This window comes from Raoultibacter timonensis (assembly GCF_022845715.1).
In the GTDB taxonomy this organism is placed as follows: Bacteria; Actinomycetota; Coriobacteriia; order Coriobacteriales; family Eggerthellaceae; genus Raoultibacter; species Raoultibacter timonensis.
Genome location: NZ_AP025564.1, coordinates 564,283 through 588,632 on the forward strand (window position 1 = coordinate 564,283; position 24,350 = coordinate 588,632).

The following is a 24,350-nucleotide window of genomic DNA, read 5'->3' on the forward strand; positions in this document are numbered from 1 at the left end:
TCGCCGCTGGGCGGGCGGGTGCGCATGTGCGTCGGGACGGCTGTGCGCCGGATCCCCGAGTTCGCTGTTAGAACCAATATTGACATGCGCCCGCTCGGGACTCCGGAGCGCCAGGTCGCTACCAGGTGTCATGCGCGGTCCCGGTATCTTGGCCGTGCGTCGGATTCCCAGGTTCGCGGCAAGAAACAGCCGTATTCGCTGTCCGAAGCCTTCCCTGCACGGCGAAACGCGCGCCCGCCGCACGGGGCCGTCGCATCGCGCGATATCGCAGAGTTGCTCAACGTTTCGATTGGCGAGCCGTTCTCGAACGTGAGCCGACCGGGATCGCCAAAAAAAGCGGCGGGCTTCCGCTTTGCGACGGTAATGCACGCCTTTGTCAAGCAAAACCGCCTGAAAAGGCGGGGATCGCTTGACAAAAGCGTGCATTAACCGCAGCCGACGGGGAGTACGGTGCAAGATCAGCCGGGAGCCGGCCGAAAAACCGGCTGCGGAAGAAGGTTCCGACGGTGGTGAATGCGGCCGTTTCTTGCCACGAACGCGCCTTTTCGGCGCACAGCCGGAATCGGCGGGGTTTGTAGCGGGGCTTCGGGACGCCTGATCGCCGCAAGAACACATGCGCGGCCATGCCGGCGGCTGTTCGACGGCGGATTCCCCGTATGGGCGACGCTACGAGATGACCGCCCCCAGCATCACCGCCGCCGCGCGGAAGAGCGGCTCGCGGGACTCGGCGGCCGCGGCTTCGGCGAAGCGGGGCATCCAGGTTCGGGCGTGATCTTCGAGGAAGCGGGCGCGCGCGGCGGCCCAGGAGCCGTGCGGGGGCTCGGCGCCTTCCGGGGCGGCGGCGAGGCCGCACTCTATCATGCAGAGCCACTGCAGGAGCTCGAGCTCGGTGGCCGCGTGGTCCAGGGGCTCGTTGGTGCCCTCGGGGCGCCCGAGGCCGCAGCCGCGCACGAAGCGCTCGACGGCCATGGAGTGCGGGTTCACGAACAAAAGCGCCTGCACCCCGTCGTCGGCCGCGCGCCACACGCCCTCGTAGGGCGACACCGCGGGCTCGGGCGCGCCCACGAACAGGCGGGTGGCCTCGGCGCGCAGGGCGTGCAGGAGGGCCTCCGGGCCGCGGCCCGCGTACGACTCGAGCCCCGCGCCCCAGCCGCCCGGCAGCGCGAGCCCGAGCGCGCCCGCGACCTCGGAGGCAGCCTCCGCCCACTCGCCGGAGGCGACGGCCCCGGCGAGCTCGGGGCCCGGGTGGCGGAAGGAGAGAGCGAGCAGCTCGTAGGCGGTCGCGAGGGCGCGCGGTTCGGCGGATGCGCCGCCTGCAATCGGATTCGCTTCGTGCTCAGTCATCGTCTTCTCCTTCGACGGGGCTCTTTCCGCGTACGGCCCCCCTGCTTTTACGCACGAAGTTGTACAGCCACTTCCAGTGGACCGCCACGTGCACGAGCAGCAGGGCGAGGAGCGCCTTGGCCGCAATCGCGTGCAGCGGGTCCCAGAAGTAGTAGCCGTCGGCGTACAGGCCGAACGCGGGCAGCACCGTACCCGAGACGCCGAGGCCCGACACCGTGACGACCATGAACGCGATCAGGATGAGCGCGTCGAGCGCGAGGTTGGCGACGCGGGCGGGCGCGGGAAAGCGAAGCGCCCCGCGCACGGTGTCGGCCACCCATCCGGCGTGCTGCGCGGCGTGCGCGGCGAACGCGACGAAAACGCCGAGGCCGATCCACTCGTGGAGGCCGATGCCGGTGAGGGCGGGGTTGGCCGCGACGAGGTAGACGGCGAGCGCGACGGCGTCTGCGACGAAGCACTTCCCGTCCATCTACCTCACCTTCTTCACGAGCAGCACGAGGCCCACGACGAGCGCCACGGGCGCGAGCACCCACAGGTTCAGGCTCGCGTCGGAGGGGCGGTAGTAGCGGTCGGCGAGCGTGTCCCACGCGTGGCACTCGACGCTTGCGCAGGAGGCTTCAGGGCACGCCATCTCGGTCGCGCCGTCGGGCTCGGGCACGTCGTCGAACCCGTGGCAGCTCCCGCTCGCGCACGAGGTCGCGGGGCACGGGGAGTCCTCCGCGATGGCCCGCGGCAGGCCCACCGACGGGTCGGCGAGCGCTCCCGCGCCGAACACGGCGGCGCCCACGAGCAGGAACGCCGCGAGGGTTACGAGGGTTTTCTTGACCATGTCGATCCTTAGGCAGGGCCCGCAAGCCGCGCTCCGGGACGCCGCTGGCAGCCGCGGCGTGGGAGGCGCCTTGCGGGCGAGGGGCTTCTAGTGCGAGTTCTCGGCGGGCTTGAGGGGCAGGAACTTGAGGCCGAGCAGCAGCATCAGCGCCCCGAGGCCGAACACGCCGAGGGCCACGCCGAACTCGAGCGGGGTCGGCCAGTACACCATGCCCTGGTAGGCTCCGGCCATGCCGGCCGCCCAGTCGGTCACCGAGTACTGCGTCATCACGCCCGCGTAGTCGATGTTCGGGATCTGGAAGCCGCCAACCAACAGCTGCACGCGCTTGCAGAAGATGCCGATTATGGCGAGCAGGCCGGCGGCGACGAGCAGCGGATTGGTGCGCAGCTTCGGGACGAAGCAGACCACCGCGGCGAGCGCGCATCCGACGATCTCGACCCAGAAGAACGGGGCGAGCGGGCCGGAGACGAGCATGTCGACGACCTCGGTCCCCGAGCCTCCCGGGAAGGCCGACGTGAGCAGGTCGCAGGCGAAGAAGTACAGGTCGACGCACACGAACGCGCCGAGCATCTTCGCCATCTTCACGACGTTCTCCTGCGCGAGCTCCATGTAACCGGCCTTGCTCAGGGCTATGACCACCACGAGCACGAGCGCGGTGCCGCACACGAGGGCGGAGGTCACGAACCAGGGCGCGAGAAGCGCCGTGTACCAGAACTCGTGGGCCTGCTGAAGGCCGAAGATCCAGGCGGTGACGGAGTGCACGAGCACCGCGCACACGAGCGCGATGACGCTGACGACGCGCAGGGCCTTCTGCGACACCTTCCCGGCCTCCGCCCGCAGCGTCGCCCAGAGGTAGACGACCGAGAGGATCAGGTAGATGGCGATGACCGCGATGTCCCACATGAGGGGGCTTCCGAGGTTCGAGTAGGCGAAGAGCTCCCACAGGCGCAAGGGCTGGCCGAGGTCGACCACCACGAAGCCGATGGCGAGCACCGTGCAGCAGACGGAGGTCCACACGGCAACCTTCGAGATGCCGCCGAAGCCCTTCATCCCGAACGCCTTCGGCACCGAGCTGATGATGAGGCCGCCGGCCGACAGGCCCACGAGGAACATGAAGCAGGTGATGTAGAGGCCCCACGAGTCGAAGTTGCGCATGCCCGTCTGCGCGAGGCCGCCCGAAAGCTGGACCCCCCAGAGCACTAGACCTACAACGGTTACGATAGCCGCAACGGCGATGCCGACGTTGAGCCCCTTGCCCCCGAACCTGGCAGCAGGAGCCTTGGGCGACGTCGTCGCCCGGTTGTTCTCAGACATTGTTCTCTCCCTTTCTGCTTAGACGAGGTAGTAGACGGATGGGTTGGTACCGCGATTTTCGAGGAGCTTCGTATGCTCTCGTTCGCGAATGAGCTTGGAAACCTCGGAGTTGGGGTCGTCGAAGTCACCGAAATAGCGTACGCGAGCGGGACAAACCTCAACGCATGCGGGCTCTAAGCCTTTCGCCAGCCTATGCCAGCACATCGTGCATTTCTCAACCACGTGCTTCTGATGGGTGGGAACATCAGCGTCGCCCATTGCCTGCCCGATGGCGTAATTCGGCTCTTCCCAGTTGAACGAGCGCACGCCCGTGTAAGGGCATGCCGACATGCACATGCGGCAGCCGATGCACTTGTCGTAGTCCTGGCGTACGGCCCCCGTGTCGGGATCCTTGTAGGTCGCGCCTACGGGGCACACCTTCACGCAGGCGGGGTTGTCGCAATGCTGACACGCAACGGCAATGTTTGCCATGGTGAGGTTGGGATAGGTGCCGTCGGGGGTGTCCATGTTATCCCCGCCTTCGGTGAGAATGCGATTCCACCATATGCCGTCAGGCAAATTGTTTTCCACTTTGCATGCTACCGCGCACGCATGGCAGGCGATGCAGGACTTTTTGTCGATGACAAAACCAAGACGCGTCATTATTCGTCACTCCCTTCCCATACGCGAACGTCGCACAATACGTCCATGAAGTTGTTGTTCACTGCGAATACGTCGAATTCTGTGGAGCTCAAAAGAGACCAGCCTCCGGCTTTGTGTTGGTTGAGCTGCCAGCCTTTGGGGTAGAGCAGCGTGCCGGGGCGGATCGCTTCGGAAAACACCGCCTTGGCTACAGCCGTGCCTCGATCGTTAAAGCATTCGACGTAGCTGCCATCGGTGATGCCTCGCGCTTCGGCGTCTACGGGGTTGATCTTCACGAACGGCTCGGGATCGATTTCTCGCAAAAGCGGCGTATTGAACCACTGCGAATGGACGCGATAGCGCGGGCGCTCGCTCATGAGCACGAGCGGATACTTCGAATACAGCTCGTTTTCCGGCCATGCTTCGAGCGGCGGGAACCAGTGCGCCATGCGGTCGCGGTCGATTTCTTCAGGTGTAGGGGTTTTTGTCGTTGCCGCTCGCACCGTGGGCATTTCGCGGTAAAACTCGAAGCGACCCGACGCAGTGCCGAACGCGCCGTCTTTGTATGCGATGTGCGGATCGGTTTCGGCATCGCCGGGAATGAAGCGTATCTGCTTCTTTTCACGCAGGTCGTTCATGCTCATGCCGAGTGCGGTACCCAGTTCGGTGTTGTATACCTCTTCGAGAATCTCCTCGTTGCTCAGCGTGAAGTATTGGCCGAGCCCCAGTTTTTCAGCGAGTTCGGTGACGATTTGGGTGTCCGGTTTGCTTTCGTACAACGGCTCGATGGCTTTTTCGTTGTAGTGAAGCGAGGAGCACTGTCCCGCATTGGCTACTTCTTCGAGCTCGAACCATTGCGCGATCGGCAGCACCATGTCGGCGTAGCGGGCGGAATCGGTCAAGGCCGAGTCCGCAACGACAACATACTCCATAGCGGGAATGATGACGTCGGTCCATGCATGGGTGTCGGTGTGGGTGTTAAGCGGGTTTGCCGAGTACATCCACAGCATTTTGATGTCGGCTTTTTTGCCGGCGAACTGACCTTTTTCCACAACGTTCTTCAGGTCGACGCTGGGGATCGAAAAGCCCGTGCTGGGGCCGTTGGGGGCGGTATAGGTTGAACCGAGGCCCATGTGGACTCCCCAGAACGCTCCGTACGAAGCTCCCGGCTTGCCCAGGTTGCCCAGAAGCGCGCATAGCGTGAGGCCCGCCATGGTGGTGTGCGCACCGTTGTTGTACGCTTGGGGGCCGTAGCCTTCGTAGTGATACACTGGCGTATCCATGCAGATATCCGCCAGTTCGTAGATATCTTCGACGGGTATTTCGGTCAGCTTCGACGCCTCCTCGGGGGAGTGCGAGAGGATCTCTTCTTTCAGCAGCTCGTAGGCGGTACGGCATGCTACACCATCGAGGTCGTAGGTTCCTTCGATGGCGGGGGTTAAAGCTTCGGTCACTTCGACCAGCTCGCCGTCAACCAGTACCATGTACGGATCGAGCATGATCTCTTCACCCGTCGTGGGGTTCATCTCGCCGGTTGCGGTGGGTTCGACGCCGGTATCGCTCCTGCGTACGAACATGCCCGTATCGCTACGGACGAGGAACGGGGCGACCGTATGCTGTTGCAGGAACTCGATATCCTGAGCCTCTTTCTCAAGAACGATGTTCATGAGGGCGTATTTAAGCAACGTATCGCTGCCTGGGCGAATAGGTATCCACTTGTCGGCTTTGGAGGCGATTTGCGTGAATACGGGGTCGATGACGACCAGCTTGGTGCCGTTCTGCATGGCTTCCTTGACCAAGTGCCAATTCTGCACTTGGGCGTCGGTGATGTTGGCGCCCCATACCACGATGGTTTTTGCGTTTTTGGCATCGGTGGGCTCGTTGCCCTCCCACATTTGCAAGCCCATTAAGGGGCTGATGTACAGACCTGCTACCGCCTGCATACCGTAGTAGCTGCCCATGTCCAAGCAAGGGCCGATGCTGCTGGCATTCAGGAGGGCCTGCAAGCGGCCATAGGCGCTGGTGATACCGGATGCCTGATTGCCCGAGGCGGTAAGGAACGCTACGGAACCTTCGCCGTATTCGCTTTGAATGCTTTTGATCTTGTCGGCTATTTCGGTAAGCGCTTCGTCCCAGCTTATGCGCTCCCATTCGCCGGCGCCGCGTTCGGTTCCTTCCGCGCGGCGCATGGGGTACTGCACGCGTTCGGGATCGTAGATTCGGTGGACGTGAGATAGGCCGCGCTGGCAAATGCGGTTGTAGCACTCTTCGTTGTATTCCGCCCGCGAGGTTTTCGTCACTCTGCCATCGCGCACATGGACGTTTATGTGGCAAAAACCAAAGCAGTTCGGGCGGCACACACCGCGAAAGATTTGCTCGCCTTGCGCTTCTACCTGACCAGCACTGTAATTTTCCGCTAAAGCTGTGAGCGAAGATGCGCCCCCAACGACGGTGGCCGCCCCTGCAACTGCAGCGGTCGTTTTGAGAAAGCTTCTACGAGTGAGCCCGCCTTGCGGACTATTCGCTCCTGACATTTCTCCTCCTCAAAGATTGTGTCAGGATATCATCTGTCGGATGCTTCGATTGGAAGCCCATACTCCCGGTTTCCCCCAAGCTCAATCCTTCAGGATATCCCCCTGATACTCCTCGTAAAGAATTGGCCAAATCCTCATGCTGTCACTTTATCGCAATCCATTGCGACAATCAATATGACAAACTATTCCAATTAGAGAATAAATTTATGAGTAAAGCTGGTCGGCAAATCCGCGAACCTCCTCTAAGAGACGCGATGCTGCCGAATGGGTGCGAGCCTAGCCCTTCCGATGCGCCAGCCGCGCCTTGACCATCGCGAGAATGTCGTCTTCGTTCAGCCCCGCATGGGAGCAGGCGTTGATCATATCGTCGATCAAGAGTTCGACGGGGCTGTCGGTCGCCCGTGCGGCGCCCACGTCGTTGCGCTCGGCAACGAACGTGCCGCGGCCCTTCCTCGTGGTGATGTACCCCTCGCGTTCTAGATCCATGTAAGCGCGGTTCACCGTGTTGTAGCTGATGTCGAGGTCGACCGCCAACGCGCGCACGGTGGGCAGGCGGTCGCCTGCGCTGTATTCGCCTGATCCGATCAGGTAGGCGATGCGGTTCTTTACCTGAATCCATACGGGAAGGCCGCTGCTGTAGTCCAGTTCAAACGATTCGAGTGCGCTCATAAGGATGTTCTTTCAGAGTAGTAAGTGGTGTTCATCATAGCAGACATGCTTTCCCATCGGCGTTTATCCACGCGGACTCCGCGCTGCATCGCCCGTTTTGTCGCCCGAGCCGTCGACGAAGCCGTCGCTGAGGGCACTCGGCACGGTGACCACGGTTCCCTTCGACTTCTTCACGGTTTCGTATTGCATGAGCATGGTGCGCAGTTTGAGCGCAGCTTCCGGATCGCCGTACACGTCGGCTGCTTCGGAGAGCATCTCGGCCAAGTCCCGCTCGACGCCCGCAACGGCCATGCGTGCGTTCTTCTCACGGTCGGCCTGCGCCTCGAGCGACATCACCTCTTGCAGCTCGTCGGGGATCACGATATCGCGCACCTTGACCGAGATGATGTCGACGCCCCAGCCGGCCGCTTCCTTCTCGATGTCCTCCTTGATCTCCAAGTCGAGCTGATCGCGGCGCAGCGCCACCTCGGCCACCGTCGAGCGCCCCACTGCCTCGCGCATGGCGGTCTGCGCGAGGAACGAGACGGCTGCGTAGTAGTCCTCCACCTCGGTGCAGGCTTTCTCGGCATCCCATACCACCCAGAACAGCACGGCATCGATGTTCACGGGAACAAGATCGGCGGTGAGCGTTTTTTCGGCATAGAAGGGGGTGGCTATGATGCGCTGGTCGACGCGTATCGTACCGTGTTCGATGATGGGGATGGTGAAGTAGAGTCCCGGACCCACCACGCGGTTGAGGTTGCCGAAGCGCAGCACGACGACCTTCTCCCAGGAAAGCGCGATGTGGGTTGACGAGAGCACGAGCGCGGCGACAAGCAGCATGGCGATGATCGCCTCGAGGGTGATCGATCCCGATACGGCACAAGCTATTCCGAGCACGATCGCGCACGTCGCCACGAATACGGCGATGTTGAAGATCACCGCGCCGTTTCGGGATGATTTGCGCGGTACGTACGAAGTTGCTGTCCTGATTTCGGCTTCTTTGTCGCGAACGTCGTAGGGGGCGTCCTTCATCATGCGGGTATTGCGTCGTCCCATAGTAGTACCTTTCATCTGCTAGAAAGCCAATCCGTACAAGAGGTCGGGCATTTGGGTCACGTCGTAATCGGCGGTGCCGACGATGCAGTATCTCAGCACGAAGCCTCCTGCTAAGAGAAACGTGCCGATCCATAAAAGCTGTGTTCTATAGTTGCCGTGGGTAACGAAGCGCTCGAGTGCGAACGGTACCGCGAGGCCGCATACGACGAGGCCTGCCCAGAAAAGCCAGCGCAGATCCCCTGCAACGAGCGCTTCAACGGCGAGCCGTGTGCCTTCGGCGTTGAATCCCCAAGCGAGGTATGCGGCAAGAAACGCCGCCTCGAGCACGATGGCGATGCTGTCGGCTCGGCAGAGCCAGACGATCGGCCGAACGAACGAGTAGCGCGCCTCGACGAACGAAGTGGAAAAGAGCAGAAGCGCGATGCCGCACGAAAACGACGAGAGAACGAAAATGATCGGAAGCAGCGGTGTTTGCCAGAAAAGAATCGATGCCATGCTTTGCAGAAGGACTCCCGTGTATGCCATGGTTGCAATGCCGAAAGCGATGGAAAGCGCTGCGAGTACGCGTATGACGCGGGGAGAGATGCGCGGTGTTTCGAGAAGGGAAGCGAGAGCGAAGGCGCCCGAGCAGGCGAGCGAAAGCACGAGTGCGTAGGAACCGACGGCGATAGCCGAGAGCTCAGGGGAGAGCAGCAGATTGATGATGCGGTCGGGTCTGCCCAAATCGGCGAACAGGCAGAGCATGCCTGTGGCAAGCGCCACGAAGCAGAACGACCATCCGCGCGAGAAGAACTCGTCGGGCAGGGTGAAAGCTTGGCGGATGCGCCGCCTTCGACTGACGGTCGATGTTTCGGCGGGGCAATCACCGAAACGCTGCTGTGCGTTGACGCATTCGAGAGCCCCCATGACGGTGAGCGCTCCGGCGCCTGCTCCGCCGAGAAAGAGATAGCATGTTATGAGCATATTGAACATGCAGCCCCCGTGTTCCGATCCCCTGGTGAAAAGCTTTCGGCGGCTGGTAGCCGAAAGCCGGCTGCCTTGCTGCCTTTGTCGCAATGTAGTTAGACAAAGGTATTATAGCAAGTTGCGTGAGGAAAGGGGCCGCGAAGCGAAAAGGTCGGGTGTTTATACGGTGATAGCCGCTCGGGGCATCCGGCGATGGCGACTCGGTTCGACTGACGCTAGCCGCGACGAGAGCGGCGGTTCGCCTCCTTTGCTCGTGCGACGAGAGCAAGCAGCGCGCTTGCGGCCGCCGCTCCGAGCGCCAGAGCGGCAGGCGATTCGTCGCCGACTGCGGGAAGCGAGGCGCCTGCCCGGATCGACCCCTCGCCGGACGTCGGCTTCCCGTCCATCTCGGACGGCTGATCGTGATCCTGATTCGGCTCGCTGCCTTCGCCCTCGCCGCTATCCGCTTCGCGCGGTACCGTGAGCGCCTTGAGGCAGACGTTGGTCTTGTAGCAGCGCGAGGCAACGCCCTCCCACGTTGATCCCGCAGAATCGCTCCACGTTACGCCATCGGCGGGAGGTAGCTGATCTCGCGGGCTCCCGATGCGTCGTATCCCATATGCTGCGGCGCAGTGTCGTCGGGCAGCTCGGGATCCGTGAGCACCATGCCCTCGACGGGAACGACGTAGCGGTACGTCGGGTTGTCGAGCTTGACCACGATCGAAAAACGCTCGTTCGGGTCGAGCTTTACGGGGGTATCGAGCGGAATCGTGTGGTAGCCGGGCAATCCGAACGTTGCCGTCTGGCGCGCGGCGAGCTCGCCCGCCGTCGGGTCTGCGTCTCCCTCGTCGACCGAGCGGTAGACCTCGATGGTGCAGGCGGTACCCCGATCAGTCGTGCAGAGCATCACGCGGTCGAGCAGCTCGGTGCTGTCTGCCGTGAATACGTTTGCCATGTAAGCGGTTGTCTGGCTGCCGAGGGCGATCGAATCGAGCCATCCCTGCTTATCGTACTGGTAGACGGTTTCTCCCTGGCGGGACGGTTCGCCGTCGAATCCCGCTATCAAGCGCAGCGTTTCGTCTTCGTAGGAGATCCAGCAGTAGCCATCGTTCTGGACGTCGGTTCCCCAGGAGTTCTTCACGAGCCATGCGCCGTCTGCCTGCGGTTGGTGTGCGGCGTTGAAGTGCTCGCGGGGAAACGCATCGTCCCAGCCGACGATGCTTACGTAGTGGTCGGGCGCGTTCCACGGCTCTGCCGCGTTGCAATACGATGCGTAGTCGAAGTCGTAGAATCCGTTGTACATCGAACTAGCAAATTCGGCCACGATGGGCCCGGAATCCATGATGCGGTGCTTGGCATCGGCCATGACCTGATCGTCCGAGGCGCCCACCCAGAAGGATCCCGCCCGCGCCGAGAGAAATGCGGCATCGGTAAGGCGGTATTCGCTTCGGTAGCGAAGGCTTTCGTCCATGGGATCGTACGCCGCATCGGCTCCCGCTGCAACGGGGGTTGCTCCTTTGCCGGCAGCGAGGCTTGCGGCCACGAGGTGGGGCTCGGTGCCCCCGGCGTACAGGGGAGGATCCATGAAAAAGAGTCCGGCGGCTTCCTTCTCTTCGGTTCCTGTAACAGTGAAGTATGCAAGGTGCCACGGGGAAAGCTCGACGGCGGCGCCGCTGGTACGCAGGATAGACGACTCGAGCGAGGCGAGCGAAGCGTACGCCCAGCAGATGTCCTCGGTTTGGGCGCGGACGGGCGTAAGGTAGTTGGCCGTGTCGCCATCCTCGGCGGGCACGGCGCGCAGATCGAACGAAGGGGGCAGGGCCGCTTCACGTGCGGGATCGCCCGTCGGATCGGCAAAGGCAGCGCGCGGTGCGCTCGAAAAGAGGAAGAGCAGGGTGAGCGTCACGGCGAGGGCGAGGCGTACGACGTGCGGGTGCTTCGACATGCAGGCAGCGGACGGGTCCATCGCACCTCCTTGGATCAATCGGCAGGTAAGAAAGTATAGCATCTCATCGAGCCCCGTCTCGTGTCGATAGCCGACCTCGTTTCGTGCTACACTAATGTACATTTGAACATTAGTACGAGGAGGACGCAATGGGCGAAGAGAGCCGCAAGGAACAGGCGGAGGAGCGGAAGAAGGCGCGGGCACCGCGCGACCCGGAGCGTCGCAAGCGGCAGATTGCAGAAGCTGCTGCAGAACTGATCTCCCAAGAGGGAACCCGGCACCTCACGCATCGCCGCGTCGCCGAGCATGCGGGCGTGCCGCTGGGATCCACCACCCAGTACTTCAAGAGCATCGACGACTTGCGCCATGCCGGCCTTGCGCTGCTTGCAGAGCAGATCGCCCTGCGCAACCAAGAGATGCTTGCGCGGGTGGGAAGTCGAAAGATGGGCGTTGAGATGCTGTGCGACTTCGTCGTTGCTTATCTTGCCGACGAACGGCAAGTGAGTACCGACGCCATGTTCTATGCCGCCGCCGTCAGCGATCCGGAGGTCAGTGGGCTATGGAAGCGCGCGCTGGTGGAAAATGCGCAAGATTACGCCCCGCTCATCGGTCTCGAGAGGCTGCAAATCTTGTCAACCTTTCTTACGGGCCTGATCATCGACACGGCTATCTACGGCGCGTCCTACGATTCCGATACCATCTGCGCCGCCATCGTTGCGCTTGTGGGTGAAGACGAGTAGAAAACAATTTCAAGAAACTTTAATGTACAGATGTACATAACGCGCACTTTCTGGTATCTTCCTAATGTACAAATGTACAATAAATAAATGAAAGGACGAAACATGAGAAAGAAAGTGCGCGTTGCGGCCCTGCTTGCTTTGTTCTTGGCCATTGGCGGTGTGCTGGCCGGTTGTGGTGCAAGCCTTGATCGCGAAGTGGAAGTGCAGGGGATGACTCTGAAGGTTCCTTCCGGTTGGCTCGAGGTCACCGGCAAGGATAACGACGACCTTGCCGGCACTATGCGCTACGTCGACACCGACGAGGACGAGAACAACGTTGTGGTGGTTACCTACGATCTGAGGCCCGAAAGCGGCGAAGAAACCGCCGAACAGGACATTATGGCCAAGCGCGCTTGGGCTGAAGGCGAGCTGGGCGCCACCGAATGGGAAGATGAAGAGGTGCGCAGCATGGTCATCGACGGCGCGCAGGCCTCCGTGTACGAATACAGCTTCGAAAAGGAGATCGACGACATTTCGCGCAAATACGAGTACGCCGTCGCCTACGTGTACAGCGAAACCGCCCATTACCAGATTCGCGTGATCGGCAGTGCGGCCTCGCTTGACGGCATCGTTGACAGCGTCGAGCTGGCGTAGTGTCGGTGTCGAGGAAAGGCTGATCACTTATGGACAACAACATCATTATGAAGCCGTCCGCTATACCCAAAAAGTTGCTGTGGGCGTCGCTTGCCGTCATTTTACTGGGGCAGTTCGTCGTTACCATCGACCTTACGGTGCTCAACATCGCACTGCCGGATATTACGAAAGACCTGAAACCGACTTCCGAACAGCTGCTCTGGATCGTCGATTCCTATTCGCTGGTTTTGGCGGGTCTTATCGTGGCAACCAGCTCGCTTTCCGATCGTTTCGGAAGAAAGCGCATGCTGCTTATGGGCTTTCTGATCTTCGGCGGTGTATCCGCTGGCGCGTTGCTGGTGGAAGACCCCGAGCAGCTCATTGCTTTGCGTGCCCTGCTGGGCATCGGCGGTGCCGCCATCATGCCCGTCACTATCGCCATGATTCGCAGCATCTTCACCGATGCGAAGGAACGCGCCGTCGCCATCGCCGTGTGGTCGGCCGTCAGCGCGCTCGGCATGGCGTTCGGACCGTTGGTGGGCGGCCTGCTGCTCGATAGCTTTTCGTGGCACGCGGCGTTTCTCATGAACGTGCCGCTGATGGGCGTGGCGTTTGTTGCGGGCGTTCTCATCCTTCCCGAGGTGAAGCTGAAAAACCCCGGCAGCTTCGACCTTCTGGGATCGGTCATGTTCCTTGTGGGCATGGTGGCGCTGCTGTGGGGTATCAAGCATGTGGCGGCCGAGCTCGAGTTCGATCGCGCAGGTATTATCGCGCTTGCTGTCGGATTGGTTCTCATGGCGCTGTTCGTGTTCCGCTGCATAAAATCGAAGAATCCCCTCGTCGATTTCTCTTTGTTTCGCAGTAAGCCGTTTTCTGCGGGCGTTGTTGCCACGCTGTTCTCCACGTTCGCCATGGCCGTGCTGCTGTATCTGCTGGCGCAGTGGTTCCAGCTGGTGAACGGCGACAATCCGCTTGAAGCGGGCATCAAGCTCGTGCCCATGGCCATCGCCAGCCTGATCGGCTGCACGTTGGCACCGGTGCTTGCGCAAAAGATGGGTCCGCGCAACGTGGTGGCAGGCGGCCTGATCGTCGCAGCCTTCGGCATGATCATGCTCGCGTTCTTCCGCGACAACCTGGAGCTTGTTCCCGTCATCGCTTCTACGTGCCTCGTGGGTCTCGGCTCGGGATCGCTGGCTCTCGGTGCGACGCTCATGATGCAGGAAACGCCTGCGGAGAAGGCATCGAGTGCCGGCAGCCTGCAGGAAGTATCCTACGATATGGGCAATGTGCTGGGCGTCGCCATCTTGGGAAGCGTCGCGTCTATCATCTACCGCGGAGGTTTGAGCACGGGCAAGCTGGCAGCTTTGGGCTTGGACGGCAAAACAATCGACCTCTGCGAGCAATCGTTTGCCGTTACTGCGGAAATCGCCAAACAGACCGGTTTGGACAAGCTGCATGATCTGGGCGCTGCGGCGTTTGACGACTCCATCGTCACTACTGCCATTATCGGCGGTGTCCTGACGATAGTGGTAGCCGTTATCGTGTGGTCGCTTATCCCGAAAGGAATGAGCATTGCCGAGAGCGAGGAGCCGGCAGAGGGGACTTCGGCCGGAGAAGCGGATGGCGGCGCGACGGTTGTTCCCCCTGTTGAACCCGAACTTGCGCCTTCCGCGCAGCCGCAGGTGCCTGCCGCCGCGCCGGCTGCCGCCGCGCCTGCAATCTTGTCGATTGGGGATGTGCCGGTTGCAGCCGTTGTCGCAGAATCTGCTGCCGGTGCGCCGGGTTCGGTTGTCGATGCGCCGAATCCCGCTGCCATATGCCCGATTGAAGATGCGCCGAATCCCGCCGCACATGCCTCTGCCGGCGCGTCGGCTCTGGCTGACATCCCAAGGGATACGGTCGTGGTGACCTTGGTGCTGGACTTCGATGCGATGCGCGATATGGAATCCGTATGCCAAGAAATCGGCATGACGACCACTACGGCGTTCACCGTTTTCGCCAAGAAGGTGGTACGCGACCGCCGCATACCCTTTCAGCTTTCCGCAAGCCCCTGTGCCGCGCCAAGAAGTTCTGAAAACGGCTAAGTGAAACGGGGACTGTATCGAAACGATACAGTCCCCGCATGGCTTGCGGCTTCGGTCGGCCTTCGTTTACGCCGACGCTTCCTCTTTCGCTACTTCCTGCCCGGCGATTCGTCCGAACACGACGCAGTCGGTGATCGCGCAACTGCCGAGACGCACGGCCCCATGCGTTCCGCCGGCGATTTCACCCGCAGCGTACAGGCCGGGAATCGGCTGGTAGTCCTGGCCCATGACCTGCGCTTGCAGGTTCGTTACGAGGCCGTCCATGGTGTGATGGACCTTCGGCCAAAGCTTCGCCACGTAGAACGGGGTTCTCGCGATCCCTCTCGCTGTTCTGGAAGAAAGATAGAAAGCTCAACGGCCTCGAAGGGCTGTTCGTCGATATGGTTGTAAGCCTGTACTGTACGTCCGCTTCGGTTCGACCCGAGACGGTTTGAGCACGGGGCCGGGCGGGGACGCGCGGCATGCAGCTGGTTTCTTTCCGTTGGGGTCATCGGATACCGAGTCCTCCTTCCGTTCCGTTGTCTTTCTCGGCAGGTGCACCTCGCACTCGAATGCGCTATCATAGGCGCAGACAACCCATGACGTGAAGGCTTTCTGAACCCGATACAACCGCAGCACGGAAGGCGCATGGCAAACGAACAGCTCATACTGAACCGGTATCGACCGATCGCCGAAGCGGGATCGGGCGGGTTCGGTACGGTCCAGGTCGCGTGGGACACACGCATCCAGCGCCGCGTTGCCATCAAGTGCATCCAGCTCGATGAAAGCCAGGCGTTTCGCGCCCTGCAGGTCGAGGCACGCGCCGCATACGGCGACCCGTACGGCAGTGCCGACCCCTACGGCGGCGACCCGTACGGCTACGACGAGCCTCTCGACCCGTACGCCGTTTCCCTTGAGAACCTTCCTGGCCTCGACGAGGCTCGAACGGCGGCAATGCTCTCCGATCCGAACATCGTGGGTGTATACGATTTCGAGGTGCAGGGTGCAACCGCGTACCTCATCATGGAATACGTCGACGGCACCACGCTGACGGGCCTGCTTCAGCAGTACGGCGACCAGCTGTCGCTCGACGTGGTTGCCGCCATCTTCTCCTCGGTCGCCCACGCGCTCGAGGTCGCCCATGAAAATCAGGTGCTCCACCTCGATATCAAGCCCGATAACGTGCTTATCAACCATCAGGGGCAGGTGAAGGTGACCGACTTCGGTCTGGCCACGCTCTCCGATGCTTCGGGTTTCGGCACGGCAGGCGGCGGCACGATCGGCTACATGCCGCTCGAGCAGATGCGCCAAGAGGCGCTCGATGCTCGCTGCGATGAATGGGCGCTTGCGAGCATGACCTACGAGATGCTCACCGGCACGAATCCCTTCCTCGCGCCCGATCTGGTAAAGGCCGAGGCGGCTATCGAGGATGCGGAACTGCTGCTGCCGTCGCTGTGCTATGACGGGCTCGATCCGGAAGCCGACGACGTGCTGTTCTACGCGCTCGACCCCGACCGCGAGGAGCGCTACGACAACGTCGAAGATTTCGCCGAGGAGATGAGTCGCTTTTTCGGAAACTCCGCGCGCGGCCACAAGGAGCTTGCCGTGTTGGTGGGCCAAGCGGCCATCGAGGAGTTCGAAGAGGAGGAAGAGGTCGTCGAGCGCATCAGCCTGTTCGACCGCATCGGCACCGGAAGGCTCCAATCCATCTTTGTCCGTGTGTGGGCGGCGCTTGGCGTCGGACTCTTAAGCTTCGTATCGCTTTCGAACATCGAAGCGGTCGGCGGATGGGCGAATCCTGTGTTCTGGGGTCTGTTTGCGCTGTTCGTGCTTGCGGGGGTGCTGAAGCCCCACTTGGGCGCGCTGCTCTCGCTGCTCTCGCTTTCGGCGGCGCTTTTGTTCAACGAGGCGTTTGTGGCGGGTATTCTGCTGCCAGTGTGCGTGATAGCCTGGTGGTTCTTCGTCGGCCGTATGGGAGACGAAGCGCCGAACGCCGCGCTTTCCCCCGTGCTGTTCGGCTCGTTTGGCTTCAATCCCGTCTCGCCGCTCGTTGCGGGTTTCTTCCTTTCCGTGAAAGAAGCCGTCATCACAGCGGCGATGGCGTTCGTTTTGAGCGTCGTGCTTGCGGGCTTCGGCTCCAACAGCCTGCTCGGATGGAACGCGCTGGCGTTTTGGGATTTCGGATCGCTTGATGTACAGCACAACATGGCCGTGCTTTTGCAGCAGCCCCTTACGTGGTGCATGCTCGCAAGCTGGCTCGGGGGAGCGGCGATCCTCGCTTTGCTGTGCCGTAGGCAGACGCGCTTCTCGGCGGGCCTCGGCGTCGTGCTGGCTTCGGCACTCATGATCGTTGCGCTGTGCCTCGGCGCGTGGTTTTCCTCGGGCATGGTCTCGTGGATTCCCGCTTGGCAGTATGCGCTTCCGACGGTTGGAGCCGGTGTGGTCATGACTGTGGCCTGCGCATTCGGCGTGCCGATCCGTGCGGGAGAAGAAGATTGGGAGTAGGAAAGCCGGCTCATTGCCGCTGAGAGCCATCGAGACGCGCTGGTAGATCGGTTCGGCGGCAGCCGCTTCTAGTTTATGGCAGAAAAACGGACTTTTTCGTCGCCAGAAGGCGCCGAGCATCTTCTAAGGAGACCGTTAGCACGCAAGCGGCTACGTTTTGCCTGGTTGTTGGCATGCCTTCTCGAGCGAGCCGTTGAGCCTGCTTGCACTGCGACGAAAAAGTCCGTTTTTCTGCCAACTTGGGAGCGCTTTGCCCGCATATGGCATCCCTGGGCAAGCAGGCCGTCCGAGATTTGCTCTCGAACGGCCTGCTTGCTAAACAGCATTCGTGAAGCTTGGCGAATATGCGCGCTCGATGCCCTGCCCTTACTTCTCGGCGAGCGCTTTGCCCACCATGCGACCGAAGGTGGCGCATCTGCCGGCGTTGATGCCCACAGCGAGGTTCGGATAGGTTCCCGCGTAGAAGCCGCCCTGGTCGTTGCCGATGACGTAGACGCCCTCGATGGGCGCGCCGTCTTCGCCGAGGGGCTGGAGGCTTTCGTTCACCATGATGCCGTCGAGCGTACACAGGGTGAGGCCGCACGATTTCACGGTGCCGTAGAATGGGGGGTTGCGCAGTTCGGTCAAACGGAACGGTTCTTTGCCGAAATCGGGGTCTTGCTGGTTGTCGAAGTTCTCGTTCTGGCGTTCGCATGTTGCGAGGAACGTTTCCTTGTCAGTGATGCCGATCTTTTCAGCGAGCTCCTCAAGCGTGTCAGCCTTCTGGATGTAGCCGGCCTCGACGAAGCTTTCCATTTCGGGCGCAATCCACTCGTCAACCATTTCGGGCCAAGCGTCGTGGTCGGCTCCTTCGTGGTAGCAGATGGTCGAGCAGCCTGTGGTGTGCAGGCGGTAGATGTCGTCCTGCCAATTGGAATCCCAGATCTGATGCCAGAAGCGGTCGCCCACTGCACGCTTCGATGAGGCGTTCATCACGAAATCGTAGGGTGCGCTTTCGTTGTGGAAGCGGTTTCCCGCATGGTCGACGCGCAAAAACGGCTGCGAGCTAAAGAAGTAGTACCCATAGTTTGCACCCGTCATATAGGCATCGCCAACCTCCTGATCCTGCGCGAGCAGGCAGCGGTTGAACGTGAGCGACGTATGCACGGCATCCATCTGTGCGCCAATGCGCATGAGCGCCTTGATGCCGTCGCCTGTGCAGGTAGGGAAGGCGTCGAACGTGCCGAGGCACGAGAGGCGCGTGGGCTGGAGCGCGGCGTACATATCCTGGTTGTATGCGTAGCCGCCGGTGGCGACAACGACGCCTCGCAAGGCGTTGATGCGGATGGAGCCGTCCTTGCTTTTCGCGTAGGCTCCTACAACCTTGCCGTCCTCCACGATCAGCGATTCCATCGGCGTTTCGAAGCGCTCTTCGCATCCTGGGAAGGAGGTGATGTAAGCGTCGAGGATTCGGGCGACATCCTGCTCTCGGGAGGGGTATTCGCCGTTGGTGCCGTGACCGGTCGCCCATTCTTTGTATAGCGTGCCTTCGGGCATGTTCCATTCGAGCTGTACTTCCATACCGTTTTCAGTCATGAGATCGGTGTACCAGTCGATGGCCTCGCCGGAGTTTTCGGCCCATTTCCGCACGAGGCGCGCGTCGATTTGGCCGAGCGCGTAGTGGTCCATGTCGTTTACGATATCGGCAGGCTCGATCGATACGCCATGCTCTTGCTGCTGTTTCGAGTTCACGGCGCCGAGAGCCGAAGATCTGACCGAGTTGCCCGCCGTCGACTTTTCGATAAGCAAGGTCTTGAGGCCGCTCTCGGCAGCGGATGCTGCGGCGAAATATCCCGAAGTGCCTGCGCCGATAACGAGCACGTCGAAGTCGAGTATTTCGGTGCAGTCGGCATCGCTCGTTTGCGGTGCTTCCCCGAGCCAATCCGCCTGCGAGGTCGGGGCGTTTGCGTTGGCAACGGTCTCGGCTTTCGCTTCGCCTTTTGCTTTCGGCGAACAGCCGGTCATGGCACCGAGCGCCGCCAAGGCTCCCGCGGCTGCGGCTCCCGACAAAAAGGTGCGGCGGCTCACGGTGGCTTTCGGTGCTTGCGTTTCTTGTTCCATGGTTGATCCCTCCTGTGCTTGTGTGTTGCGATTCCCTGCTGTCGTTTCGACCAAACGAGCATGCATCGAATGGGGGCGCAAGGCATCGCCTGAAAGCTGGATTGTTGGGTTTTCACCTAGAATAGGTGACGGAAATCTCGTAGGTGATCCCTATGATGGAACAAGGGAAGAGGAATGGTTGCTCGGGCTTTGTGCGAGCCGCATCGTGCGGCGCGATCATATTGGAGCACATCGCAGCACGCGCCCGTATCAGGAGGATCGATGCGGCATTCGACTACGGTCAAGAGAAACAGTCTGGCGACGGCATTCGCTAAGATCGAGGAGAACCTGAAGGTTCGTTACTTGGGCATCGGGTTTGTATGGGCGTGGATCTACTGCTCGTTCGAAACCTCGGCGGTTTATCCCGACAGGGACGGCATCAGCATCAATGCGGATCCTTCGTGGTTGGTTTCGGCTACTGTGGTGGTCGCCGCCATGATAATCGGCGGCATCGTGCTGCGGAAAACGGACCTCTCGACGTCGAAGTGCATGCGTGTTGCGGCTCCCGTGCTCGTGGCGTTCGGCACCGTTCTCTCGGGCATTGTTCCCCTGATCGGAATCGAGCCGTGGCTGCTGTACTGCACAAGCGGGATTACGACGGGCATCGGTACGGCGCTCATCTGTCTCATGTGGGGCGATGCCCTTTCAAGGTTGGAGATCGAGCAGATGGAGATCGCGGTTCCGGCCGCCTCTCTCGTTACGCTTTTGTGCTGTCTCGTTTTTCCCTACATCCAGGGGGTACCCGGTATTCTCGCCGTTGCCTCGCTTCCCCTCATATCGGGCGCACTGCTTAAGCTTTTCTACCGCGAACGGGAGGGAAAGCCCGTTGCCGCCCGCATCGTCGATAGGCCGGAGCGGGGGATCGTGCTCGACCTCGTTCGTATCGCGGTCGTGCTGTTCGCGGCGTACCTGCTTGTTGGATGCCTCGGCGCCATGAGCGAATCTGAGGATCTCGTCCAGCAGGTTTCAGGCGTCGATGTCCCGACGCTCATCGGATCGGGCTTTGGACTCGTGCTCGCCATCTGCTTCATCATGTTCTCGGTGCGCATCGATTTCTCTTCGTTGTTCAGATGGCTGGCGCCGCTGCTCGTGCTGTCGGTGGCGCTTTTTCCGTGGCAGGAGGTTGCGCCGAACTTCATCTCGACCACGATAATCTGTATTGCCGATACTTCTATGCAGGTCATCGCCTATATCTACGTGATCGGCCTCGCCAAACGCAAAGCGATGTCGCCGGTTTTGGGCATCGGCCTTACGCAGGGGTTCGTGCAGCTTGGGGTGCTTGTGGGCAATCTGCTCGGAGTGTGGGCCGGGCATGCGGTTTCTGAAGGAACGCTCAGCGTGTTCGTGCTGGCGCTCGGACTCATCTGCCTTATTTCGTTTGCGACGATGCTCGTGCCGCAGGGTGCGAAAAAGCCGTTCGTACGCGATCGCCCCGATGCGCCTGATGACGAATGGGAAACCAAGAACCAGTGCGCACGGCTTGCCGAGCGGTTCGGTTTGTCGACGCGCGAGCAGCAGATTCTCGAATACCTTGCGAAAGGCCGCTCGCAGCCCTACATCCGCGATGAGCTAATCCTCTCGAAGAACACGGTGGCCACGCACGTGAAGCACATCTACCAGAAGCTCAACGTGCATTCCCGCCAAGAGCTCCTCGATCTGTTCGAAGGGAGGTAGGCGAAGTGCGGTGACGATGCGGCGGGCTGCTGGAACGGCTGGCGATTTGGATGGCGCTCGGTCGCGGCGGCGTACGGCTCGCATTCGGTTTTCTTTTCGGGTATTGCTGACCAGCACCTTTACTCTAATTCATCCTTTTCGTGTCACACGGTTGACTCCTTTCGTGCGATAGCTCGGCTTTGCAAAGGCCCATAGTGGCATGCGGTCGGGCGGTGAAGGGATCCGCTTCGACGGACCGAAAGGAAAGGATGAGCATCATGGGAGAATCGGTATCCATCAGTAAAGACGGGCTTTCGCGGAGAAGCTTCCTCAAGGGCGCGGGCATCGGCGCGGCAGGTCTGCTCGGTGCAACCGCTTTGAGCGCATGCGCTTCGGGCGCTTCCGCTTCGTCGGCGAATGCGGCAGGTTCCGCCGACATAACGTGGGACGAGGAAACCGACGTTGTCGTCGTCGGCTCCGGGGCCGCGGGCGTCGCAGCGGCAATGGCCGCGCTCGACGGAGGCGCCGAGGTCATCATGATCGACAAAGGCGCCGCGCTCGGCGGAATCACGAGCGTGTGCGAGCAGTACTGCGCATACGATTCGTCGCTGCATCTTCCCCAGAACTTCGACGATGTCGAGGACAGCGCCGAGATCATGCTCGAAGACGCCCTGCGCGTGTCGCGCGGTACCGCCGACCGGGAACTTGCAAAAATCTACTGCGACCGTTCCGCAGAAACCATCGACTGGATGCTCGAGCACGGCTGCGAGTTCAAGGATACGTTGCGCGTGTCCGACGGCCGCCATGGCCAGGGCAAGTACATCCTCAAGGCGGCAGGCGATCTGACCGTCAAGTTCACCGCCGATATCGAGGCGGCAGGCGGCAAGACCATGACCGATACGCCCCTAACCGGCCTCGTGCGCGATGAGGAAAGCGGAAGGGTCATCGGCATCGAGTGCGACGAGGGCGAAAAGCACATCAGGGCCCGTAAAGGCGTCGTCATCTGCACGGGCCCGTGGTCTGACGACGAGGTTCTCATCCCGCGCCATGTGCCCGAGACCCCCGAGATCGTCAAGCAATGCGCCGAGACGCTGGCGGCGTTCGGCATGCCGTACGGCCCCTACACCGGCGAAGCCATCCGCAGCGCCCAGAGTGTCGGCGCCGCTACGCGCCACATGGAGTACGTCATGTTCGACCCGTACTATTCTGTCCCCGAGATCATGGAGCAGCGCATCGCCCCCGCGGGCCTTACGCGCGCCGTCAACCAGATCCTTATCACGCCCGAAGGCGAGCGCTTTACCGATGAGGGCAAATCGCGCGGCGATATCGCCATCGACATCCTCAAGCTCGAAGGCAACGTGTACTATCCCGTGATCGACAAGCGCCATCTTCCCGATCCGACCGGGTCGATCAAATTCCCCGAAGAGAAGCTCGACGAGTGGGTCGAGATGGGCATCATGGCCAAGGGCGAGACGCTCGAGGAGCTTGCTGCTTCGATGGAGGCGAACCTCGGCATTCCGCAAAGCGCCGCTCTTGAGACGATCAACCGCTACAACGGTTTCTGCGCTGCAGGCGAAGATGCCGATTTCGGCAAGGACCCCCACCATATGACCCCGATCGACGAGCCCCCGTTCTACGCAGGTCCCGCTGAGACGTGCCGCGTCATGTACACCCATGGCGGTCTTGAGACCGACGAGGGCGCCCATGTCGTCGATTTGGACGGTGCGGTCATTCCCGGGCTGTACGCTGCGGGCATGTGCACGGGCGGACCGCTCGGATACATCACGATATCGGGCAACTGGCAGATGAGCTCGCTTGTGTTCGGGCGCATCGCAGGCGAGAACGTCGCTGCAGAAGCTGTCGCCGAATAGCCTTGCGTTTCCCGTTGCCTGCGAAGGCCGCCGAAACTTCGGCGGCTTTCGTCGTTATGCGAGGCATTATTTGAGATCAGGAGCGCTGGTGAATCGAAAGCTCCATGTGATCGATGAGGTTCAAAAGCTCCTGCCTCGAATGGATTTCCATCTTCGCGTACGCGCGGCGCAGGTGCGATTTGATGGTGTGCTCCGAGAGCATGTAGTAATCGGCGATGTAGCGGGCGCTGCGGCCGGTCGAGAACTCTCCGATTATCTGGAACTCGCGCTCGGTTAGGCCGTAGGTTTCTCTCAGCAGCTCAAGCGAGGCGTCGTTGATGCCCACCGAGGTGGTGATCGAATCGCCCATCTCGTCGGGTGCGTCCGCGTAGCGCAGCTCCTTGCTTTTGGTGAAGAAGCGCAGATAGCTTACGAAGATGATCGCAAGCGAGATTGCGAGTACGGCGATTACGCAGGTGAGCGTCAGCTGCGGCTGCGCGACGAGCGGAGCGCTTAGAGGTGAGAGCGCAAGCGTGCGACCTGCGGCAATCGAGAGCTGGGCGGTGCCGACTGCGAGGCCCAGCAGGAAAAAGGCGGGCAGCTTGCGCTCGTGGGCCTCGCTGACGAACGTCATCCACAGCATGGCGAAGAAGGTGATGAGCAGCACGACCATGAGGCTTCCCGACAACGTGTCGCCCGACGGTGCGATGCTGCGGTACAGGAGCACGCCGACGAGGCAGGCGGTTGCGAGGGGATACGCCATGTCGATGTTCGCCTTCTGCGGCTTTGCGATCACGAGTGCGATGCACATGATGCAAGCCACGCCCAACCCGATAACGGCGGTCAGATCGGTTTGGGCGTATTCGATGTTCCTGACTATATCCATCTGCACGATGAAACCGCACGATGCGGAGAATACGAGCGTGCCGATGATCGTCCGCTTGGTGCGGGCGGTGAGCTCGGCCATCGATGTTTTCGGCGCGGCATCGTCGATCATGCTCTTGGCGACGGTTTCGTTGTTTTGAGGCATGCCCCCAGCGCGACGAGCGAGAGGGCGACGACGACGAGCAGCGCTATGTGGCGATCCCCCGAAAACAGGGTGTTGGTGAGGGGAACCAAAAGCATGTCGACGATGTAGCCGCCTGCGATCATGGGAAGCGAGTAGACCGGCCGATAACTCGTGAAAACCTGCATCCAGCACAAGATGATGAGCGCCCAGCCTATGCCGGCGATAACCTGGGAGACCAAGATCATGGCATCGGAGGTTGCCGGCACAAACGAGAGGGCGAAGCGCAGCGCCATGGTCACCAGGCTTGCGATGAACACGGGGCGCGTTTCTTCCAGACGTCCGAAATACGAGAGCAATGCGAGAAGCAGGTAGGTTGCTCCTCCGGCGGCGATTCCGGCTATGGCGAACGGCTCGGGCGAGTACGGCCCCGTTCCGAGATCGATCAGCCTTGCCCCTTGCAGAAAACCGAATCCGACAACGCTAAGCGCCATCAGGACGATCGTTTTGCGCGATATGGTTGCTTGTTCGTTCATGGGCCTC

21 protein-coding genes are annotated in these 24,350 nt (G+C 61.3%); 6 read left to right on the forward strand and 15 right to left on the reverse strand.

Translation table 11 applies throughout. The features are described 5' to 3' along the window. Positions 1 to 666 precede the first annotated feature (666 nt). The 11 genes from MWL89_RS02210 to MWL89_RS02260 form a co-directional block, all read right to left on the reverse strand. Entirely contained in the window at positions 667 to 1,344 is a 678-nt protein-coding gene (locus MWL89_RS02210; RefSeq protein ID WP_244411584.1) for a TorD/DmsD family molecular chaperone, read from the reverse strand. Then, entirely contained in the window at positions 1,337 to 1,813 is a 477-nt protein-coding gene (locus MWL89_RS02215; protein WP_244411585.1) for a DUF4405 domain-containing protein, read from the reverse strand. The genes MWL89_RS02210 and MWL89_RS02215 overlap by 8 nt, the downstream gene beginning before the upstream one ends. Further along, on the reverse strand, positions 1,814 to 2,173 hold the full coding sequence (locus MWL89_RS02220) for a hypothetical protein (RefSeq protein ID WP_244411586.1): 360 nt from the start codon (positions 2,171 to 2,173) through the stop codon (positions 1,814 to 1,816). It abuts the gene before it with no gap. Between the two features lie 87 nt (positions 2,174 to 2,260). Further along, complete coding sequence (gene nrfD / locus MWL89_RS02225) at positions 2,261 to 3,487, reverse strand: NrfD/PsrC family molybdoenzyme membrane anchor subunit (RefSeq protein WP_244411587.1); 1,227 nt, start codon at positions 3,485 to 3,487, stop codon at positions 2,261 to 2,263. 18 nt (positions 3,488 to 3,505) lie between these two features. Next, positions 3,506 to 4,129, reverse strand: a complete 624-nt coding sequence (locus MWL89_RS02230; protein ID WP_180995151.1) for a 4Fe-4S dicluster domain-containing protein — start codon at positions 4,127 to 4,129, stop codon at positions 3,506 to 3,508. Next, positions 4,129 to 6,642: a molybdopterin-containing oxidoreductase family protein gene (locus MWL89_RS02235; protein WP_244411588.1), complete on the reverse strand. Its 2,514-nt coding sequence runs from the start codon at positions 6,640 to 6,642 to the stop codon at positions 4,129 to 4,131. Before MWL89_RS02235 ends, MWL89_RS02230 begins: the two co-directional genes overlap by 1 nt. A 276-nt stretch (positions 6,643 to 6,918) precedes the next feature. Continuing rightward, positions 6,919 to 7,311, reverse strand: coding sequence for a GntR family transcriptional regulator (locus MWL89_RS02240; RefSeq protein WP_102379221.1), 393 nt, complete (start codon positions 7,309 to 7,311; stop codon positions 6,919 to 6,921). Between the two features lie 63 nt (positions 7,312 to 7,374). After that, positions 7,375 to 8,349 carry a slipin family protein gene (locus MWL89_RS02245; RefSeq protein ID WP_244411589.1) on the reverse strand — a complete coding sequence of 325 codons (975 nt, stop codon included), beginning with the start codon at positions 8,347 to 8,349 and terminating at the stop codon, positions 7,375 to 7,377. Positions 8,350 to 8,367: 18 nt separating this feature from the next. Beyond that, the gene (gene nrfD / locus MWL89_RS02250; protein ID WP_244411590.1) at positions 8,368 to 9,321 is read right to left on the reverse strand and encodes an NrfD/PsrC family molybdoenzyme membrane anchor subunit; all 954 of its coding nucleotides are present in this window, start codon (positions 9,319 to 9,321) and stop codon (positions 8,368 to 8,370) included. Positions 9,322 to 9,530: 209 nt separating this feature from the next. After that, the gene (locus tag MWL89_RS02255; RefSeq protein WP_244411591.1) at positions 9,531 to 9,701 is read right to left on the reverse strand and encodes a hypothetical protein; all 171 of its coding nucleotides are present in this window, start codon (positions 9,699 to 9,701) and stop codon (positions 9,531 to 9,533) included. Positions 9,702 to 9,856: 155 nt separating this feature from the next. Then, on the reverse strand, positions 9,857 to 11,260 hold the full coding sequence (locus MWL89_RS02260; RefSeq protein ID WP_244411592.1) for a lectin like domain-containing protein: 1,404 nt from the start codon (positions 11,258 to 11,260) through the stop codon (positions 9,857 to 9,859). A gap of 128 nt (positions 11,261 to 11,388) precedes the next feature. On the opposite strand from MWL89_RS02260, the gene MWL89_RS02265 reads away from it, so the two are divergent. The 3 genes from MWL89_RS02265 (at position 11,389) to MWL89_RS02275 (ending at position 14,675) form a co-directional block, all read left to right on the forward strand. After that, positions 11,389 to 11,979 carry a TetR/AcrR family transcriptional regulator gene (locus MWL89_RS02265; RefSeq protein ID WP_244411593.1) on the forward strand — a complete coding sequence of 197 codons (591 nt, stop codon included), beginning with the start codon at positions 11,389 to 11,391 and terminating at the stop codon, positions 11,977 to 11,979. Between the two features lie 102 nt (positions 11,980 to 12,081). Further along, positions 12,082 to 12,612: a hypothetical protein gene (locus tag MWL89_RS02270; protein WP_244411594.1), complete on the forward strand. Its 531-nt coding sequence runs from the start codon at positions 12,082 to 12,084 to the stop codon at positions 12,610 to 12,612. Between the two features lie 29 nt (positions 12,613 to 12,641). Then, entirely contained in the window at positions 12,642 to 14,675 is a 2,034-nt protein-coding gene (locus MWL89_RS02275) for an MFS transporter (RefSeq protein WP_244411595.1), read from the forward strand. A 66-nt stretch (positions 14,676 to 14,741) separates the two neighbouring features. Here the strand turns inward: MWL89_RS02275 and MWL89_RS02280 are convergent, their stop codons facing one another. After that, complete coding sequence (locus MWL89_RS02280; protein WP_102379213.1) at positions 14,742 to 14,993, reverse strand: FAD-binding protein; 252 nt, start codon at positions 14,991 to 14,993, stop codon at positions 14,742 to 14,744. 309 nt (positions 14,994 to 15,302) lie between these two features. On the opposite strand from MWL89_RS02280, the gene MWL89_RS02285 reads away from it, so the two are divergent. After that, a complete protein-coding gene (locus tag MWL89_RS02285; protein WP_244411597.1) occupies positions 15,303 to 17,159 on the forward strand; it encodes a serine/threonine-protein kinase in 1,857 nt (618 codons plus the stop codon). A gap of 366 nt (positions 17,160 to 17,525) precedes the next feature. On the opposite strand, the gene MWL89_RS02290 is transcribed toward MWL89_RS02285, so the two are convergent. Further along, positions 17,526 to 19,259 carry an FAD-dependent oxidoreductase gene (locus tag MWL89_RS02290; RefSeq protein WP_244411598.1) on the reverse strand — a complete coding sequence of 578 codons (1,734 nt, stop codon included), beginning with the start codon at positions 19,257 to 19,259 and terminating at the stop codon, positions 17,526 to 17,528. Between the two features lie 261 nt (positions 19,260 to 19,520). On the opposite strand from MWL89_RS02290, the gene MWL89_RS02295 reads away from it, so the two are divergent. Then, positions 19,521 to 20,972: a response regulator transcription factor gene (locus MWL89_RS02295; RefSeq protein ID WP_244411599.1), complete on the forward strand. Its 1,452-nt coding sequence runs from the start codon at positions 19,521 to 19,523 to the stop codon at positions 20,970 to 20,972. Positions 20,973 to 21,229: 257 nt separating this feature from the next. Continuing rightward, positions 21,230 to 22,822: an FAD-dependent oxidoreductase gene (locus MWL89_RS02300; RefSeq protein ID WP_244411600.1), complete on the forward strand. Its 1,593-nt coding sequence runs from the start codon at positions 21,230 to 21,232 to the stop codon at positions 22,820 to 22,822. 76 nt (positions 22,823 to 22,898) lie between these two features. Here the strand turns inward: MWL89_RS02300 and MWL89_RS02305 are convergent, their stop codons facing one another. Together MWL89_RS02305 and MWL89_RS02310 are read right to left on the reverse strand one after the other, a co-directional pair. Further along, positions 22,899 to 23,831, reverse strand: a complete 933-nt coding sequence (locus tag MWL89_RS02305; protein ID WP_244411601.1) for a response regulator transcription factor — start codon at positions 23,829 to 23,831, stop codon at positions 22,899 to 22,901. After that, positions 23,795 to 24,343, reverse strand: coding sequence for a hypothetical protein (locus MWL89_RS02310; RefSeq protein WP_244411602.1), 549 nt, complete (start codon positions 24,341 to 24,343; stop codon positions 23,795 to 23,797). The genes MWL89_RS02305 and MWL89_RS02310 overlap by 37 nt, the downstream gene beginning before the upstream one ends. Positions 24,344 to 24,350 lie beyond the last annotated feature (7 nt).